The sequence below is a fragment of the Undibacterium hunanense genome (assembly GCF_014284335.1).
Classification (GTDB): domain Bacteria; phylum Pseudomonadota; class Gammaproteobacteria; order Burkholderiales; family Burkholderiaceae_D; genus Undibacterium; species Undibacterium hunanense.
In genome coordinates, this window is record NZ_JACOGF010000014.1 from 24,268 (window position 1) to 43,387 (window position 19,120).

The following is a 19,120-nucleotide window of genomic DNA, read 5'->3' on the forward strand; positions in this document are numbered from 1 at the left end:
CTACACTGGTCAATTTATGACGCAATTACATATCGCTACGCCTTTGCTGGAGCATAGGCGTCTTTCCGCCAGCCTGGCCAGGTCAGTCTGGCTGAAGATGGAAAACACCCAGCCTTCAGGCTCGTTCAAGTTACGTGGCATAGGCGTAATGTGTCAGCGTGCTGCTGCCAACGGGGCGAAACATTTTGTTTGTCCCTCTGGCGGCAATGCCGGTTTTGCGGCTGCCGTGGCAGGTGTGGCGCTGGGCGTACAAACCACTATTCTGGTGCCACAAACCACGCATGAAAGCGTGCGTGCAGCGATACGGGCCATCGGTGCCACTGTCATCGTTGAAGGTGGCGTCTGGGATGAAACCAATCAGGCTGCCCTGCGTCTGTGTGAACAGCCTGGTGCAGTTTATATTCCGCCATTTGATCATGCAGATATCTGGGACGGCAATGCGACCCTGATCGATGAAGTGGCCGGCAAGCTCGATTTCGATGTCGTCATCTGTTCGGTCGGTGGTGGTGGCTTGCTGAGTGGTATTGCCTTGGGGCTGGAACGCAATGGCCTTGGTCACATCCCCATTATTGCCTCGGAAACGGAAGGTGCAGCATCCCTGCATGCAGCCGTGCAGGCGGGGGAACTGGTGACCTTACCCGCAATAACCTCTATTGCCAGCACGCTGGGTGCACGCAAGGTGGCACAGCAGGCATTTGACTGGACGCGCAAGCGCGCTATTCATACCGTTACCGTCAGCGATGCCCAGGCTGTGCAGGCTTGCCTGGACTTTGCTGACGATATGCTGGCGCTGGTGGAGCCGGCCTGTGGCGCGGCACTGGCAGTTGCTTACCAGAACCTGCCAGTACTGGCTGAGTTTAAAAAACCACTGATTGTGGTTTGTGGTGGCATTGCCGTGGATTTGGGTAAACTACAGGCTTGGAAAAACCAGTTCCAGCCGACAGTTGACTGATGTGAGCGCCGACCATGCCCAATACCCATTTTCCCAAGTTGTTGTCTTCACAAATTGCCTTTGATATCGCCAGGACGATACTTGATGGCTTTGACAAGCATTACCACTTGTTCAGGGCCAGCAGTCAGAGAGCAAAACAGCAATTTGAAACAGGGGACTGGAAAGCGGCGCAAATCGCTGCCCGCGAACGTATAGGCTATTACGATACCCGCGTGCGTGAATGTGTGCAGGCACTGGAAGATGAATATGCAGAAGAAGACCTCAGCGACGAAGTCTGGCGCGAAGTCAAACTGCATTACATGGGCATGCTGATCGATCATCTGCGCCCTGAACTGGCAGAGACTTTTTTTAATACGGTCTGTACCAAACTGCTGCACAGAAACTATTATCACAATGATTTCATCTTTGTGCGCCCGGCTACCTCGACCGAATATCTGGAAAGTGAAGATACACCACCGAGTTATCGCGTGTATTACCCGGCGACGGATGGCTTGAACTTCACCATCAAGCGCATCGTCACCAATTTCCAGTTGAACGCCAGGTTTGAAGATTTGGACCGCGATGTGGCGCTGGTGGAAGCACGCCTGCGTGAAAACTTTGGCCCCGCCAAGCTGGAACCAAATCATCAGATACAGGTATTGGCCAGTCTGTTCTACCGCAACAAATCTGCCTACATCATAGGCAAAGGCATTAACGGCAATCGTGAATACCCGTTTGTGGTGCCCGTCATGCACAAACGCAAGGGCGAACTGGTGCTCGATACGGTGATCTTTGACACCATGCTGATTACCGTCCTGTTTTCTTTCACGCGTGCGTATTTCATGGTGGACATGGAAGTGCCATCGGCCTATGTACAATTCATACGCAGCATCCTGCCGAAGAAGCCGCGTAGTGAAATCTACACCATGATAGGCCTGCAAAAGCATGGCAAGAATCTGTTTTACCGTGATTTTCTGCATCACCTCAAATATTCATCTGACCGCATAGAAGCTGCACCCGGCATACGTGGTCTGGTGATGCTGGTGTTTGCACTGCCATCTTTTCCGTATGTATTCAAACTGATCAAGGACAGTTTCCCGCCACCCAAGGAAACCACCAAGGCCTTGATCAAGGAAAAATACCTGCTGGTGAAGAACCACGACCGCGTAGGCCGCATGGCGGATACGCTGGAATATTCGGATGTGGCTTTTCCACGTGCGCGCTTTTCGGAAGAGCTGCTGGCTGAAATCAGGCAATACGCACCATCGCTGCTGGAAGTGAATGATGATGAAGTCGTCATCAAGCATCTGTACATAGAACGCCGCATGACGCCTTTGAATATCTGGCTGACTGAAGCCGAACAAAGTGGTGACATGGCAGCCATGGAACATGGTCTGAAAGAATATGGCAGTGCCATCAAGGATCTGGTGGCAGCGAATATCTTCCCCGGTGACATGTTGTATAAAAACTTTGGTGTCACCCGTCATGGCCGTGTCGTGTTTTATGACTATGATGAAATCGAATACATCACTGACTGCAATTTCCGCACGATACCTTTGCCGCGCAATGAAGAAGATGAAATGTCTGCGGAGCCCTGGTATCCAATTGCCAGAAATGATGTTTTCCCTGAGCAGTTTGGTACTTTCCTGTTAGGGAACAAGAACGTCAAACAATATTTTATGAAGCATCACGCTGATTTGCTGACCGCCGAATACTGGCAGGCACGCAAGAAGCGTATTGTCGATGGCAAGGTGGATGACGTGTTTCCGTATCCGCAGGAAATCCGCTTTTGCAATCAGATCAGTAGTACAACTTAAGTACAAATAAAAAATAAGTGCCTGCCCGTTTTGTGGCGAGCTACCCCTCATCAGTCAGGCAGTCAATCTGCTTTTATTTTTGGAGAACAAGATGAATGATCCTATCGTAATCGTTGGTGCAGCGCGTACCCCCATGGGTGCTTTTCAGGGTGATTTTTCTTCACTGACAGCCAGTCAGTTGGGCGCTGTCGCCATCAGGGCTGCGGTTGAACGCGCCGGTGTCAAGCCAGAACTGGTAGAAGAAGTCTTGTTCGGTAACTGCCTGATGGCAGGCCAGGGCCAGGCTCCTGCACGCCAGGCTTTGCTGGCTGCGGGTTTGCCGGTTTCCACTGGTGCCGTTACCCTGTCAAAGATGTGCGGTTCGGCCATGAAGGCGACCATGATGGCCTTTGATTCCATCAATGCAGGCAGCAATGAAGTCATCGTTTCCGGCGGTATGGAATCCATGACCAATGCCCCTTACCTCATTCCCAAAGCACGTGGCGGCTACCGTATCGGCCATGGCATGATGTATGACCATATGATGCTTGATGGTCTGGAAGATGCGTATGACAAGGGCCGCTCCATGGGTACTTTTGCTGAAGACTGTTCAGCCAAATATAACTTCAGCCGTGAAGACCAGGATGCATTTGCGATTGCGTCTGTCAAACGTGCGCAGGCGGCAACTGCCGATGGTTCTTTTGCATGGGAAATCGCGGCCGTGACCGTATCTGGCCGCAGCGGCGATGTCGTCATTGACAAGGATGAAGGTCCCTTGAAGGCCAAGCTGGATAAAATCCCTGCGCTGAAACCAGCCTTCAAGAAAGATGGCACGATTACCGCTGCTTCTTCTTCATCCATCAATGACGGCGCTGCTGCCCTGGTCTTGATGCGTGAGTCCAAGGCCAAAGAACTGGGCCTGACGCCACTGGCAAAAATTCTGGGTCATGCCAGCAATGCGCAGGAACCAGGCTGGTTCACTACCGCGCCGGTTGGTGCTATCCAGAAGCTGTATAAAAAACTGGGCTGGACGACAGCGGATGTTGACCTGTTTGAGATCAATGAAGCTTTTGCAGCCGTACCTATGGCTGCCATGAAAGAACTGGATATTCCGCATGACAAGATCAATGTGCACGGTGGTGCATGTGCCCTTGGTCATCCTATTGGTGCTTCTGGTGCGCGCATCATCATCACGCTGATGGGCGCCCTGAAGAAGCAGGGCAAGAAGCGTGGTGTGGCTGCGCTTTGTATTGGTGGTGGTGAAGGTACAGCGCTCGCTATTGAGATGGTTTAAGCCTTGTTTTAAGCTCCTTCCCCTTCAAGGGGAAGGGTGGGATGGGGATGGGTTTCTGACGTAATTTCATTTGCCGCTAATTAACCGAACCCCATCCCCGCCCTAACCCTCCCCTTGAAGGGGAGGGAACTTGAATAATTTCAAACATTGGGAAAATATGCCAGTCGCTTTAATCATCGGTGCATCACGCGGTATCGGCCAGGAACTGGCCATGCAATACAAGGCTGCAGGCTGGCGTGTTATCGCTACTGCGCGCAAGGAAGAAGATCTGGCTGCTTTGCAGTCGGCGGGGTGCGAAGCCTTGCCGCTGGATGTGACGAACCTGAATGATTGTGCCGGTCTGGGCTGGCGTCTGGACGATGAAAAACTGGATGTGGCAATCCTGAATGCCGGCATGTTTGGCCCGAGAACATCGGGTTTGACTACGCCGGATCAGCAGCAGTTTGATGCCGTCATGCATACGAATGTATTGGCTGCGATGCGTATATTGCCGATAGTACTGCCACTGGTAGAACACGCCCGGGGCAGGCTGGCTGTGCTTTCTTCCGGCATGGCATCGATAGGTGAACGCAGCAATCCCGCTGGCTGGTTATACCGCGCCAGCAAGACGGCGTTGAATTCTGTGCTCAAGGATGTATCGCTGAGTACAGACAAAGCGATTTGTGTCGCCATGGACCCGGGCTGGGTACAAACCGATATGGGCGGCAGCGGCGCAGAAATTACTGTGGATGTCAGCGTGGCTGGCATACGCCAGACTCTGGCCGCACTCAAACCAGCCGACAATGGCAAATATTTGCAATATACGGGTGCTGAACACGGTTGGTAAAGCAGTTCCGCCGGATCAATAGCACCGCATCAATAGAATAGAAGACAGAACCACTATGCTACTCACACCAGAACACGAAATGATACGCGACGCCGTGCGCAGCTTTGCCCAGGAACGTCTGGTGCCCAATGCGGCGCGCTGGGACAGGGAACATCACTTCCCCGCAGAAGAATTGAAAGAACTGGCACAAATGGGGGCCTATGGTGTGGCCGTGCCGGAAGAATTTGGTGGCGCAGGTATGGATTATCTGTCTCTGGCCCTGGTGCTGGAAGAAATCGCTGCCGGTGACGGCGGTACTTCTACCGTGGTATCCGTCAATAATTGTCCGGTCTGTAGCATCGCCATGATGTATGCCAATGACGCGCAAAAAAAACAATGGCTGACGCCATTGGCACAGGGCGAGATGCTGGGTGCTTTTTGTCTGACTGAACCACACGCAGGCAGTGATGCATCGGAATTGCGCACGACTGCAAAACGCGATGGCGACCAGTATGTCATCAATGGCGTCAAGCAATTCATCACCAGTGGCAAGTATGCCGATGTCGCCATCGTCATGGCTGTCACGGATAAAGAAGCAGGCAAGAAAGGCATCAGCGCCTTCTGGGTGCCGACCAGTACGCCAGGCTATATCGTCGCCAGCCTGGAACAGAAAATGGGCCAGCATTCATCCGACACGGCACAAATCCTGTTCGAGAATTGCCGCATTCCTGCTGAAAACCTGATCGGTGAAGAAGGTATGGGCTACAAGATTGCCCTGTCTGGCCTGGAAGGCGGGCGCATAGGCATTGCCTCACAGTCGGTAGGTATGGCCCGCGCAGCCTTTGAAGCAGCACTCGCCTATGCCAAGGACAGGACCAGTTTTGGCAAACCGATTTTTGAGCACCAGTCCGTGCAATTCAAACTGGCCGACATGGCGACACAGCTGGAAGCCGCACGTCAGTTGATATGGCATGCTGCCAGCATGAAAGATGCAGGCAAGCCGTGTTTGAAAGAAGCGGCAATGGCAAAACTGTTTGCTTCAGAAATGGCAGAAAAAGTTTGCTCGGATGCGATACAAATCCACGGCGGTTATGGCTACGTCAGCGATTTCCCGGTAGAGCGGATTTATCGTGATGTACGGGTTTGCCAGATTTATGAAGGTACGTCCGATATACAAAAAATTCTTATTGGACGTGCACTGGCGGGTTGACCCAAGAGACACAGAGAAAGCAGGTTTTCTCCTGGGTTTCGCTGAGGTGTAGCAAGGGTTTCGAATGGCATGCCATTCGCTTGCGGAACGAAGGCTTCATGCAAGAATCCTTTCCTTCCTCTGTGCCTCTGTGGTGAGCGGTCTTGAATTTATAACGGAGACAGCATGAAAAAAGGTTACAGGCAGTTGATCGATGAAGCCAATGCCGAAATCAAAACCTATAGCGTGGCCGAAGCCCTGGCCAAACTGGCAGACGCCAATGTGCAGTTCGTTGATGTACGTGATATCCGCGAGCTGGAACGTGAGGGCGTCATCCCCGGTGCCTATCATGCGCCACGTGGCATGATAGAGTTTTGGGTTGATCCGGATTCGCCGTATTTCAAGCCCGTATTCGGTGAGAAAAAAGAATTCATTTTGTTTTGTGCGGCTGGCTGGCGCAGCGCATTGACTACCAGGACGGTGCAAGACATGGGGCTGGAAAATGTGGCCCATATCGATGGTGGTTTTACAGCGTGGAAGACAGCAGGCGCACCAACTGAAGAAAAGGCAAAGAAAAATTGAATAGCCGTTTTGATATGGTCGCATTTGATTGTGATGGCGTGCTGGTTGACAGCGAACCGATTACCAATCTGGTGTTGAAAGATTACCTGAATGAACTGGGCTGGCGTATTTCATTGAACGAGACCTGTGACACCTTCATAGGCCGTTCAATAAAAGAACAAATGCCCTACATGGAAGAAAAACTGGGGAAGGCATTGCCTGAGACTTTTTTACCAGAATTCCAGCGACGCAGGGATGAAGCTTTGCGCCAGCAGATACGGGTGATCCCGGAAATTGAACAGGTACTGAAAAAATTGCAGTCTTCAGCCATGCCATTTTGCGTGGCCTCTGGTGCAGACAGCGGCAAGATGCAGATTACGCTGGGACATACCGGCTTGCTGCCTTATTTTGAAGGCAGGATGTTTAGCGGTAGCGATGTCGCCAGGACCAAGCCTGCACCGGATGTGTATCTGCTGGCGGCAAAAAGCATGGCGAAGCTGCCTGGGCGATGCGTCGTGATAGAAGATACGGTTGCCGGGGTGACCGCAGGCGTGGCAGCGGGCATGCATGTGCTGGGTTTTACTCGCAGCAGCAAGGCTGATGCCTTGCTGGCCGCCGGTGCGAAACAGGTGTTTGACGACATGCGTGATTTGCCTGAATTGATTTTGTGATGTTTGCCATGTCTGGCAAGTGAGTAAATGAATGAAAGAATTGTGCCCTTGCGGTTCAAATAAAAAATACGAACAATGTTGCGGCCCTTACATCAGTGGTGCAGCGGTGGCACCAACGGCAGAAGCGCTGATGCGTTCGCGTTATAGCGCCTATACCCTGAATGACGAGGCCTATTTGCGTAGCACCTGGGATGAAAGAACCTGTCCCAAAGAACGAATCACGCATGACGACCCGACCAGATGGCTGGGCCTGGAAGTAAAGAAATTCAAGCCTGATGGTGATGCGGCGACAGTTGAATTTGTTGCCCGTTACAAGATAGGCGGCAAGGCGCACAGGCTGCATGAAGTCAGTCGCTTTGTGCGGTATGACGGCAAATGGTTTTACGTGGATGGCAGTTTTCCAGAAAAGTGAAAAAGATAATGACAACTTTAGATTCCAAACTCAATCCCCGCTCTGAAGAATTCAAGGCCAATGCAGCAGCCATGCAGGCCGTGGTGGATGACCTGAAAGAAAAAATCGCCAAAATCGCTCTGGGTGGTGGCGACGAGGCACGCAAGAAGCATCTGGCGCGTGGCAAACTGCTGCCGCGTGACCGCGTACAGATGCTGCTTGATGCCGGTACGCCTTTCCTGGAGTTTTCACAGCTTGCCGCCTTCGACATGTATAAAGAAAAGAACGATGTCGATGCCGCTCCATCTGCCGGTGTGATCACCGGCATCGGTCGCGTGGCCGGGCAGGAATGCATCATCGTCTGTAACGACGCCACCGTTAAAGGCGGTACCTATTACCCCCTGACGGTCAAGAAGCATCTGCGTGCGCAAGAGATTGCTGAACAGAATAACCTGCCCTGTATTTACCTGGTCGATAGCGGTGGCGCGAATCTGCCGAATCAGGATGATGTCTTCCCTGACCGCGATCATTTTGGCCGCATTTTCTTCAATCAGGCCAATATGTCCGCCAAGGGCATACCGCAAATTGCAGTCGTCATGGGGTCGTGTACTGCCGGTGGTGCCTATGTGCCAGCGATGAGTGATGAATCCATCATCGTCAAGAACCAGGGCACGATTTTCCTTGGCGGCCCACCACTGGTGAAAGCCGCTACCGGTGAAGTCGTCAGTGCCGAAGACCTCGGTGGTGGTGACGTGCATACGCGCTTGTCTGGCGTGGTGGATCATCTGGCGCAAAATGATACACATGCGCTGTCACTCGCACGTACCATAGTTTCGCACCTGAACCGCCAGAAACCACAAACCGTGGTTATGAAAGAAGTTGAAGAACCGAAGTTCCCTGCATCTGAACTGTATGGCGTGATACCGGTCGATACCCGCAAGCCCTTTGATGTACGTGAAGTGATTGCCCGCATCGTCGATGGCAGCCATTTCGATGAATTCAAGGCGCGCTATGGTACGACCCTGGTCTGTGGTTTTGCGCATATCCACGGCATGCCGGTGGGCATCATTGCCAACAACGGCATCCTGTTTTCTGAATCTGCCCTGAAGGGTGCGCATTTCATTGAGCTGTGCTGCCAGCGCAAGATACCTCTGGTCTTCCTGCAAAACATCACTGGTTTCATGGTGGGCCGCAAATATGAAAACGAAGGCATCGCCCGCAACGGCGCCAAGATGGTGACCGCAGTAGCGACGGCGAATGTACCCAAGTTCACCGTCATCATCGGTGGCAGCTTTGGTGCAGGCAATTATGGCATGTGTGGTCGCGCCTATTCGCCACGCTTCATGTGGATGTGGCCAAATGCCCGTATCAGTGTCATGGGTGGTGAACAGGCTGCCAGTGTGCTGGCCACAGTCAAGCGCGATGGCATAGAAGGCAAGGGCGGTACATGGTCAGCCGAAGAAGAAGCAGCCTTCAAGCAACCTATCAAAGACCAGTACGAACATCAGGGCCATCCTTATTATGCGTCAGCGCGACTGTGGGATGATGGTGTCATCGATCCGGCGGATACGCGCATGGTGCTGGGCCTGGGCCTGTCGGCAGCTTTGAACGCGCCGATACCGGATGTGAAGTTTGGCGTGTTCCGCATGTAGCATGTTAATGGCGATAGCATTTATGAATAAAAATATTCTTACGTCTCTGCCTGTTTTGGCCGTCACCCTGATCCTGGGTGCTTGTACCACGCCGCCTTATGTTGAACCGCAAAGTGGAAACACTGCTGAAATGGTAGTGAGAATCCAGCCTGCACGTGGAACCCTGTTTTACCTGAATACCTACGACAATGCTGAATCATGTTCAGGTGAGAAGACCGTCGTCAGCGACGCAAACAGGATCAGTATATCCAAGTTTAAATTTGCTACTGAAAAACTGACCACACTAAAGTATACGGAAATGCAGGAGCGTAGCAGCTGTACTATGAACATTAGTTTTTACGGAAAAGCCAAGCATGTATATCTTCTTAATACAGTCACTACGACAGGTAAATGCAGCCTCAAATTATGGGATGCAACGGATATGAAAACGCTGGTCCCTACTCCTATTATTAGCCGTGATAACGGGGAGAACGCATGCCCTAACTTCAAGGGCTAAATGCACGAATTTACATGTGAGCCAAGCCATGTCCATTATCTTTAAAAAATCCGTTTTTTATGCCGCTTGCCTGCTTTGCCTGGCGAGTGTAAATACGATGGCGTTTGCCATGCCACAAGAAGAGGCAGAACCAGCGAAAGCTGCGATCAAATGGGCAACGGATATCAATGAAACGGTCGGTACTTTAACGGTTGCGGTGAAGGATATGTATGGACGTGATATTTCCGGCGAAGTGGTGATTACGGCATTCAAACCGGCGGGGCCTGGCCCTTTTCCTGTAGTGATCCTGAACCATGGTCGTAGCGCCACAAACCGTGCTGAGCCGCCACGTTTCAGGTATACCCAGCAGGCCAGATATTTCGTCCGGCGTGGTTTTGCTGTGTTTGAGCCTACCCGCATAGGTTATGGCGAAAAGGGAACCACACCTGATCCGGAAGATAGTGGCACCTGCAATAACAAAAGCTATGCCCCCATGGCAGAAGCCGCCAGTACCGAAATACTGGCCGTGCTTGAATATGCAAAAAAGCAAAGTCATGTTGATGCCAGCAGGGTGTTGATCGTCGGCCAGTCGGTCGGTGGCTATAGTACGGTGGCGACAGCGGCAAAAAATCCGGCAGGGCTGGTTGCGGCCATCAATTTTGCTGGTGGTTCGGGCGGTAATCCGACGGAGCGCCCGGGCGAACCCTGCCAGCCGAACAAGCTGGAAAAAATGTATGAAACTTTTGGTGCCAGCACCAAGGCACCCATGCTGTGGATTTACACCGAAAATGATCAATATTTCGGCCCCAGATATAGCAAGGCCTGGCATGCCGCCTTTGTGAAGGCCGGGGGCAAGGCTGAGTATGCCTTGCTGCCAGCCTTTGCCAAGGATGGCCATACCCTGTTTGCATCCGGGATGAAGATATGGGAACCTGTGGTCAGCCGTTTTCTGGATGAAAACGGGTTTCCCGCTGCTGGTAAATAGTGGGATAGTCGTTCAACTGAAAAATAAGCAATAAGCCAGATTTTCAATTGTTTTCGCGATGCCAGTTTCCTAAAGTTGCACATGCGTCAAGTTTGTGTGAATGCGATAGTGATAACTGATGAACAGGCCAACTGGATAAGTAGACAGAATAAGCATACAGCCTGAGCAGGCTACATTTAGCAAGGAAAAAGCTGGGAAAAATGGAAACTTTAGATATCGAAATTGCAAATCACGTGGCAACGGTGACACTGAACCGCCCCGACGTACGCAATGCTTTTAATGAAACTACCATTGCAGAAATCACCAGGGTTTTTCGCGATTTGGATAAGGACGGCAGCATTCGTGCTATTGTGCTGGCCGCGAATGGTCCTGCTTTTTGTGCGGGGGCAGACCTGAACTGGATGAAAAAGATGGCCGATTACACCCATGAGGAAAACCTCGCGGATGCCGGTCAACTGGCAGACATGTTGCACACCATCTATCGCTGTAGCAAACCGGTTGTTGCCAAAGTGCAAGGTGATTGTTATGCCGGTGGCATGGGTCTGGTGGCTGCCTGCGATGTGGCTGTCAGTGTGGATACGGCCCATTTTTGCCTCAGTGAAGTCAAGTTGGGCCTGATACCGGCGACGATTTCGCCGTATGTGATCAAGGCCATGGGTGAAAGTGCGGCGCGCCGGTATTTCATTACTGCCGAGCGGTTTACGGCGGCAGAGGCGCATCGCACGGGCTTTGTACATGAGCTGGCGACGGCAGAGTTGCTGGATGCCAAAGTGGCCGAGATCGTCAAGGCCCTGGTCAGCAATAGCCCGAATGCGGTCAGACAGGCCAAACGCCTGGTGCAGGATGTTGCCAGCCGGGAATTGACACCGACACTGATTGCGGCAACGGTAGAAGGTATCGCGCAGATACGGGCTTCAGATGAAGGCCGTGAAGGTGTACGCTCCTTCCTGGAGAAGCGTAAGCCGGACTGGCTGATATAGTTTTTGAAACATGGGCAGGAAAGTGGAGACTAAGCAAACATGAAAAAAAGAAGAGTCTTGTTGACCGGTCTTGCCACGTCCCTGCTTGCTGTTGCCGGTGTGACCAGTTATCGCAAATCGACTGTGGTGATTACCACTGTGGCTGAGATGCAGGCGCGTTTGACTGCCTTGAAATCGGGCACGCTGGTCAGCGTCAGCGGCTGGTCGCCACATAAGGTGTTTGTGCATCTGGCCCAAAGCATAGATTATTCGATGACCGGTTATCCGGAAATGAAGTCGCCAACTTTCCAGAACACAGCCGGTGCGGCGGCGTTTTATGCTTTTTCAGTCGCTGGTGCGATGACGCATAATTTGAGTGAACCCATACCAGGTGCACCCGCCATCGCCGAGAGCGGCGATACCAATGCTGCCATTGATATGGTGATCGCGGCGTTACAGAAATTTGAACAGTATGCAGGCGAGATCAAGCCGCATTTTGCTTATGGCAGTTTGAGCAAGGCGGAGTTTGCCAAAGCGCATGTCATGCATATAGAAAATCATTTGAAGGCGATGTCGTGTGGGCCTTGTGATTTGAAGGTGGTGGAATAATAATTTGTTGAATGTCTGGAAATAATTTGAATCAAAAAAATGACTGGGTAGCACGTAGCCTGCAGCATGTCTGGCATCCGTGCACCCAGATGCAGCATCATGAAACCGTGCCGCTGATACCTGTCAGCCATGGCCGCGGTGCATGGCTGTTTGATATGGAAGGCAAGCGTTACCTGGATGCCATCAGCTCTTGGTGGGTGAATCTGTTTGGTCATGCCAATCCACGTATCAATGCCGAATTGAAAGACCAGCTCGACAAGCTCGAACATGCAATGCTGGCCGGGTTCACCCATGCGCCTGTCATTGAACTATCAGAAAAGCTGGCCGCACTGAGCAATCATGCGCTGGGCCATTGTTTTTATGCGTCTGACGGTGCATCAGCAGTCGAGATTGCGCTGAAGATGAGTTTCCATGCATGGCGCAATGGCGGCCAGACAGACAAGCAGGAATTCATTTGCATACAGGGTAGCTACCATGGTGAAACCGTGGGCGCGCTGGCGGTGACCGATGTCAGCCTGTTCCGCGAAGCCTATGGCCCCATGTTGCAGCGTGCCCATGTGGTGGCATCGCCCGATGCGCGCCTGGCCGAAGCGGGTGAAACCGCGGCTGATGTCGCCTTGCGCGCTGCCGCCGTACTGGAAGAAAAATTGCAGGAAAGAGCAGGCAGGATTGCTGCCGTCATCATCGAGCCGCTGGTGCAATGTGCGACCGGCATGGCCATGCATGACCCGGTGTACCTGAAGCGTTTGCGCGAGCTGTGTGACCAGTATCAGGTACATCTGATCGCGGATGAAATAGCAGTAGGCTGTGGCCGTACCGGTACCTTCTTCGCCTGTGAATCGGCACAGATCTGGCCAGACTTTTTGTGCCTGTCCAAAGGCATCAGTGGTGGTTATCTGCCCTTGTCGCTGGTAATGACGACGGATACTGTGTACCAGGCTTTTTATGATGCCGATGTGCGGCGCGGCTTTTTGCATTCGCACTCTTACACCGGCAATCCGCTGGCATGTCGTGCGGCGCTGGCGACCCTGGCGATTTTTGAAGATGACAAGGTTTTGCAAAAGAACCGTGTCAAGGCTGAATTCCTGAATGCGGCTTTTGCTGATATAAAAAATGATGCACGTGTACGCCATTTCCGCCAGCAAGGCATGATCATTGCCTTTGATGCGGTGGTGGATGATGCAGAACGCGCAGCGACGTTTTCACGCCGGTTTTTCACGACGGCATTGAAACATGAATTATTAATGCGACCCATAGGTCGCACGGTCTATATGATGCCGCCCTACATCCTTGAACAGGATGAAATGAGTTTGCTGGCACGTAAGACAAGACAAGTATTTGAAGAGGTAATGGCATGACTGATGTCATCAAGAATGGAACTATAGTTGGTAATACTTCCAACAATATACGTATCGCCAGTCAGCGCCGGTCGCTGGTGCAGGGCCTGCAGCAAGAACTCGACATACTGGATCAAAAGCATTTATTGCGTCAGCGTCGTACGGTAGAAACACCGTCCGCCCCCAGCCTGCGTGCTGATGGCCGTGATTTGCTGGCGTTTTGCAGCAATGATTACCTGGGCCTGGCTGCACATCCCAAGCTGGCAGAGGCCTTGCAGGAAGGTGCATCCCTGTATGGCGTGGGTAGTGGTGCTTCGCACCTGATCAGCGGCCATAGCCGTGCCCATGCCGTGCTGGAAGAACGCCTGGCAGAATTTGTGTCACCGTATATTGAGAACGCACGCGCCCTTTATTTCTGCACTGGCTATATGGCCAACCTGGCTGTCATTACGGCGCTGGCCATCAACAAGGATACGACGGTATTTTCTGAAGCATTGAATCATGCATCCCTGATCGATGGTGCGCGTTTATCACGTGCTGCGGTGCAGGTGTTCCCGCATCGTGATTACACTGCGCTGGAACGCATGCTGCAACAATGCAAGACCAAGCACAGAGTGGTGGTTACCGACAGTGTGTTCAGCATGGACGGCAATATCGCTGAACTGGCGCCGCTGCTGGCAATCTGCGAACAGTATGATGCCTGGCTCATCGTTGATGATGCACATGGCTTTGGCGTGCTGGGTGAACATGGCCGTGGTGTGCTCGAACATTTGCAGATCAGCTCGCCCAATCTGGTGTACATGGGTACGCTGGGCAAGGCTGCTGGTGTGGGTGGTGCTTTTGTTGCCGCCCACTCCACCGTCATTGAATGGCTGGTGCAGCGGGCCCGTGCCTATATCTATACCACGGCGGCGGCACCGGCTCTGGCGCATGCGCTGCTGACCAGTATCGACATCATCTCGGGTGAAGAAGGCCAGCAAAGACGTGCCCATTTGCAAAAACTGATAGCCCTGTTCCGCAATGGCCTGCACCTGCAAGTCTGGCAGGGCATGCCTTCTGATACCGCGATACAGCCGGTCGTCATTGGTAACAATGCCGACATGTTAAGAGTAGCCGGCAATCTGATGGACCAGGGCCTGTGGGTAGGCGCAATACGTCCGCCTACCGTACCGGTAGGAACAGCGCGTTTGCGTGCGACCTTGTCGGCCGCGCATACCGAAGTACAGGTATTGCAACTGGTGCAAGCGATCAATCGTCTAGACCAGATGAGTTATGTCGCCCAATGCTTTGCAGAGGTCGCCTGATGTCTGACCAAAAGCATCATCAGCAGCAGCATCGTCGTCTGTTCGTGACCGGCACCGATACAGAGATCGGCAAGACCCTGGTCAGCGCCGCCCTGTTACATGCGATGCAGGCTCAGGGATTGCGCGCCGTGGGCATGAAACCGGTTGCTGCCGGTGCCAGCCTGCAGGATGGTGTCTGGCATAACGAAGATGTGGATAGCCTGATGGCGGCAAGCAATGTCCTTGCGCCGCAGGAACTGGTTTGTCCTTACCTGATGCAGGCACCTGCTGCGCCGCATATCGTGGCAGAGTTGGAAAAAGTGGATATTACCCTGCCGCACATACTGCATTGCTATCAGCAATTGTGTGCGCAGGCAGATGCTGTTGTGGTCGAAGGAGTAGGTGGTTTTTGTGTGCCGCTGAATGATGACGTAACGACCGCCGACCTGGCACAGGCGCTGGACCTGCCCGTCATTCTGGTCGTGGGCATGCGCCTGGGCTGTATCAACCATGCCCTGCTTACCGCAGAGGCCATCAGGGCACGTGGCCTGACGCTATGCGGCTGGGTTGCCAATACCGTTGATCCATCCATGCTGTACCTCGATGAAAATATTGATGCCCTGCGTACGCGTCTTGCTGCGCCTTTGCTTGGGCAGATTCCCCGTTTGAACGTTCCGGACCATGAGAAAGCGCAAAGCGCCGCCTCATATCTGGATTTGAGTGTATTGAAGTAAAAGGAAACAAAGATGCAAGCTACTGATACGACTTTGCAAGCCGTGCAATTCCAGCCTCCGGTCAAGAAAATCGAGGCTGAAACCTGGCCCGTGGATGAAGTGCTGGCCCTGTTTGATTTGCCCTTCAATGACCTGATGTTCAAGGCGCAGACAGCGCACCGCGCCAACTTCCCGGATGGCGATGTGGAACTGGCGACACTTTTGTCCATCAAGACTGGTGGCTGCGAAGAAGATTGCAGTTATTGCCCGCAGGCGGCACGCTATGACACCGGTGTCGAAGCCAAGAAGATGCTGGATGTGCGTGAAGTGCTGGATGCTGCCAAAGCCGCCCGCGAAAACGGCGCAACCCGTTTCTGTATGGGGGCCGCCTGGCGTTCACCCAAAGACCGCGACATGGAAAAAGTGGAAACCATGGTGCGTGAAGTCAAGGCCATGGGCCTGGAAACCTGCGCGACGCTGGGCATGCTGAAAGAAGAGCAGGCACAGCGTTTGAAAGATGCCGGTCTCGATTATTACAACCACAATCTTGACACGGCCCCCGAGTTTTACAGCAACGTCATTTCTACCCGCGATTACCAGGACAGGCTCGATACCCTGGGCCATGTACGCAGCGCCGGTTTGAAAGTCTGTTGTGGCGGCATCGTTGGCATGGGTGAATCACGTCGCCAGCGCGCTGGCCTGATCGCGCAACTGGCGAACCTGAATCCCTATCCTGAATCGGTACCGGTCAATCATCTGGTCCAGGTGGAAGGCACGCCTTTGCATGGACTTGATCCACTTGACCCGCTGGAATTTGTGCGCACCATCGCCGTCGCCCGCATCACCATGCCAAAGGCACGGGTACGTTTGTCTGCCGGTCGTCGTCAGATGGGTGAAGCCGTGCAGGCCATGTGCTTCCTGGCGGGTGCGAATTCGATTTTCTACGGTGATAAATTGCTGACTACGGCCAACCCGGAAGCGCAGGATGACCGTGTTCTGCTCGATAAACTGGGCTTGAAAACGCGCGGCAAGGTCGAGGCGAAGACTGGTAGTTGTGGTTGATTAAAACCGTAAACCTTTAGCACAGAGGTCACAGAGAAAAAACTGAGACACAGAGGAAGGCAAGTATTTGTTTGAGTTGTTATTTGCCATTTCTTTGATAGCTGCATATTGTAATCAAACAATCCGCCCAAAAGGTTAGAGACATGTTTACTAAAATTCTTATCGCCAACCGTGGTGAAATTGCTTGCCGTGTTGCTGCTACCGCACGCCGCATGGGCATTAAAACTGTCGCTGTGTATTCCGAGGCTGACGCCAATGCCAAGCATGTGGCTGTCTGCGATGAAGCCGTGCTGATCGGCCCGGCTGCTGCCAAGGAAAGTTATCTGCGTGCTGACAAGATCATCGCAGTCGCCTTGGCGACTGGTGCACAGGCTATACATCCTGGCTATGGCTTCCTGTCAGAAAACAGCGAATTTGCCGAAGCCTGCGCCAAAAATGGCATCGCCTTTATCGGTCCGCCCGCATCGGCTATCGAAGCCATGGGCAGCAAATCGGCAGCCAAATCATTGATGGAAAAAGCCAATGTGCCACTGGTGCCTGGCTACCATGGTGATAATCAGGATGCTGATTTTCTGCATACCGAAGCTGATCGTATCGGTTATCCGGTGTTGCTGAAAGCCAGTGCCGGCGGCGGTGGCAAGGGTATGCGCGTGATTGAGAAATCAGCTGATTTCAAGGACGCTCTGGCATCCTGCAAGCGCGAAGCCATCAATTCTTTCGGTGACGATAAAGTGCTGGCAGAAAAATATCTGCAAAGACCGCGCCATATAGAAATCCAGGTGTTTGCGGATACCCATGGCAATTGCGTGTATCTGTTTGAACGCGATTGTTCGGTACAGCGCCGCCATCAAAAAGTGCTGGAAGAAGCACCAGCACCCGGCATGACGGCAGAACGCCGCGCTGCCATGGGCGATGCTGCCGTGGCTGCCGCAAAAGCGGTGGGTTATGTCGGTGCCGGTACGGTGGAATTTATCGCCAACCAGGATGGGTCTTTCTATTTTATGGAAATGAATACCCGCCTGCAAGTTGAACATCCGGTGACAGAAATGATCACCGGTACTGATCTGGTGGAATGGCAATTGCGTGTTGCTGCCGGCGAAAAACTGCCTTTGCAACAGAGCGAATTAAAGATCCATGGTCACGCCATAGAAGCGCGCGTGTATGCAGAAAATCCGGAAAAAGGTTTCCTGCCATCGATAGGAACATTGCGTCATGCACGCACCCCTGTTGCGGTGAATTTTGAACTCGGTGGTGCGACTGATCCGGCTGCTTTCCGTATCGATAGTGGTGTGCGTGAAGGCGATACGATTTCGCCTTTCTATGACCCCATGATCGCCAAGATGATCGTCTGGGGCAAGGACAGGAAAGAAGCACTGGCGCGCATGGCGCAGGCGCTGGCGCAATACCAGATCGTCGGCCTGAACAGTAATATCGCTTTTCTTTCGCGTCTGGTCACCAGCACGGCTTTTTCTGGCGCTGACCTTGATACGGGTTTGATAGAACGCAATCAGGCAGAACTGTTTCCTGCACCGGTAGCAGCGAGTCTGACGACACTGGCGCTGGCGGCCGTGTCCCTGCTGAATTCAGAAAAATCCTCAAGTAACAACAGCAATGACCCGTGGCAATCCAGCCATGGCTGGCGCATGAATAGCCTGCTGCAACGTAGCCTGCAATTCACCGAAGAAGAACAGTCGCATGAAGTGCAGGTGACTTATCTGGCTGATGGCTGGCAAGTGCAGCTTGGTGATGCCGTCGCACATGTCAGCCTGGCGCTGGCCGATGAGAATGATATTGTCATCAAGATTGCAGACCAGACTGTGGCTGCCACCGTGGTGCGTGACGGCGAACACTTCCATGTCTTTAGCCAGGGCAGGCATACAGACCTGCATTACATTGATGCACTGGCACATGCAGGCGAAGCCGAGGCTGAAACTGGCCGCTTGACGGCTCCCATGCCAGGCAAGATCGTTGCTGTACTCGTCAACAAGTCGCAGGAAGTGAAGAAGGGCGATGCCCTGCTGATCATGGAAGCCATGAAAATGGAACACACGATTTCTGCACCGCATGATGGTGTGATTGATGAAGTCTTGTACGCGATCGGTGATCAGGTAACCGAAGGGGCGCAGTTGCTGGCGTTTCAGCAGTAAATTTTCCAGCAGTAAGCTTGCCTGAAGCTTGAACCGTAAAGCCAGCACTGTTGTGCTGGCTTTATTCTTTAAATATCCGGTTTTTGCCTTACCCTGCAAGGGGAGGGCGGCGATGGGAATTGGGGATGAGTTCTAATTAAATAAGTGTTTGATTGCCGGAAACCCATCCCCACCCCAACCCTCCCCTTGAAGGGGAGGGAGTAAAAAAAACGATATTTTTTGCGAATGAAACAGATATAGCAAGAAATGGGCGGGCTGTG

18 protein-coding genes are annotated in these 19,120 nt (G+C 52.8%); all 18 read left to right on the forward strand.

Translation table 11 applies throughout. From position 1 onward, the window contains the following. Positions 1-16 precede the first annotated feature (16 nt). The 18 genes from H8L32_RS22115 (at position 17) to H8L32_RS22200 (ending at position 18,860) form a co-directional block, all read left to right on the forward strand. Complete coding sequence (locus tag H8L32_RS22115) at positions 17-952, forward strand: pyridoxal-phosphate dependent enzyme (protein WP_186949469.1); 936 nt, start codon at positions 17-19, stop codon at positions 950-952. Positions 953-966: 14 nt separating this feature from the next. Next, a complete protein-coding gene (gene aceK, locus H8L32_RS22120) occupies positions 967-2,748 on the forward strand; it encodes a bifunctional isocitrate dehydrogenase kinase/phosphatase (RefSeq protein WP_186949471.1) in 1,782 nt (593 codons plus the stop codon). A gap of 91 nt (positions 2,749-2,839) precedes the next feature. Further along, complete coding sequence (locus H8L32_RS22125) at positions 2,840-4,021, forward strand: acetyl-CoA C-acetyltransferase (RefSeq protein ID WP_186949473.1); 1,182 nt, start codon at positions 2,840-2,842, stop codon at positions 4,019-4,021. 157 nt (positions 4,022-4,178) lie between these two features. Continuing rightward, the gene (locus tag H8L32_RS22130) at positions 4,179-4,847 is read left to right on the forward strand and encodes an SDR family oxidoreductase (RefSeq protein WP_186949475.1); all 669 of its coding nucleotides are present in this window, start codon (positions 4,179-4,181) and stop codon (positions 4,845-4,847) included. A gap of 55 nt (positions 4,848-4,902) precedes the next feature. Then, the gene (locus H8L32_RS22135; RefSeq protein ID WP_186949477.1) at positions 4,903-6,036 is read left to right on the forward strand and encodes an acyl-CoA dehydrogenase family protein; all 1,134 of its coding nucleotides are present in this window, start codon (positions 4,903-4,905) and stop codon (positions 6,034-6,036) included. A gap of 165 nt (positions 6,037-6,201) precedes the next feature. Then, positions 6,202-6,597: a rhodanese-like domain-containing protein gene (locus H8L32_RS22140; RefSeq protein ID WP_186949479.1), complete on the forward strand. Its 396-nt coding sequence runs from the start codon at positions 6,202-6,204 to the stop codon at positions 6,595-6,597. Beyond that, positions 6,594-7,247: an HAD family hydrolase gene (locus tag H8L32_RS22145; protein ID WP_230412360.1), complete on the forward strand. Its 654-nt coding sequence runs from the start codon at positions 6,594-6,596 to the stop codon at positions 7,245-7,247. Before H8L32_RS22140 ends, H8L32_RS22145 begins: the two co-directional genes overlap by 4 nt. A gap of 31 nt (positions 7,248-7,278) precedes the next feature. After that, positions 7,279-7,659: a YchJ family protein gene (locus H8L32_RS22150; RefSeq protein ID WP_186949482.1), complete on the forward strand. Its 381-nt coding sequence runs from the start codon at positions 7,279-7,281 to the stop codon at positions 7,657-7,659. 8 nt (positions 7,660-7,667) lie between these two features. Next, the gene (locus H8L32_RS22155; protein WP_186949483.1) at positions 7,668-9,290 is read left to right on the forward strand and encodes a carboxyl transferase domain-containing protein; all 1,623 of its coding nucleotides are present in this window, start codon (positions 7,668-7,670) and stop codon (positions 9,288-9,290) included. 22 nt (positions 9,291-9,312) lie between these two features. After that, positions 9,313-9,786, forward strand: coding sequence for a hypothetical protein (locus H8L32_RS22160; RefSeq protein ID WP_186949485.1), 474 nt, complete (start codon positions 9,313-9,315; stop codon positions 9,784-9,786). Positions 9,787-9,814: 28 nt separating this feature from the next. Then, positions 9,815-10,750, forward strand: a complete 936-nt coding sequence (locus H8L32_RS22165; RefSeq protein WP_230412361.1) for an alpha/beta hydrolase family protein — start codon at positions 9,815-9,817, stop codon at positions 10,748-10,750. A gap of 200 nt (positions 10,751-10,950) precedes the next feature. Further along, on the forward strand, positions 10,951-11,730 hold the full coding sequence (locus H8L32_RS22170) for an enoyl-CoA hydratase/isomerase family protein (protein WP_186949487.1): 780 nt from the start codon (positions 10,951-10,953) through the stop codon (positions 11,728-11,730). A 39-nt stretch (positions 11,731-11,769) separates the two neighbouring features. Next, positions 11,770-12,318: a DUF1569 domain-containing protein gene (locus H8L32_RS22175; RefSeq protein ID WP_186949489.1), complete on the forward strand. Its 549-nt coding sequence runs from the start codon at positions 11,770-11,772 to the stop codon at positions 12,316-12,318. An 11-nt stretch (positions 12,319-12,329) separates the two neighbouring features. Then, positions 12,330-13,676: an adenosylmethionine--8-amino-7-oxononanoate transaminase gene (gene bioA, locus H8L32_RS22180; RefSeq protein ID WP_186949491.1), complete on the forward strand. Its 1,347-nt coding sequence runs from the start codon at positions 12,330-12,332 to the stop codon at positions 13,674-13,676. Beyond that, complete coding sequence (gene bioF / locus H8L32_RS22185) at positions 13,673-14,959, forward strand: 8-amino-7-oxononanoate synthase (RefSeq protein WP_186949493.1); 1,287 nt, start codon at positions 13,673-13,675, stop codon at positions 14,957-14,959. The genes bioA and bioF overlap by 4 nt, the downstream gene beginning before the upstream one ends. After that, on the forward strand, positions 14,959-15,672 hold the full coding sequence (bioD, locus tag H8L32_RS22190; protein ID WP_186949495.1) for a dethiobiotin synthase: 714 nt from the start codon (positions 14,959-14,961) through the stop codon (positions 15,670-15,672). The genes bioF and bioD overlap by 1 nt, the downstream gene beginning before the upstream one ends. 12 nt (positions 15,673-15,684) lie before the next feature. Continuing rightward, the gene (gene bioB / locus H8L32_RS22195; protein ID WP_186949497.1) at positions 15,685-16,713 is read left to right on the forward strand and encodes a biotin synthase BioB; all 1,029 of its coding nucleotides are present in this window, start codon (positions 15,685-15,687) and stop codon (positions 16,711-16,713) included. A 143-nt stretch (positions 16,714-16,856) separates the two neighbouring features. Beyond that, entirely contained in the window at positions 16,857-18,860 is a 2,004-nt protein-coding gene (locus H8L32_RS22200) for an acetyl/propionyl/methylcrotonyl-CoA carboxylase subunit alpha (RefSeq protein WP_186949498.1), read from the forward strand. The last annotated feature ends 260 nt before the right edge of the window (positions 18,861-19,120 follow it).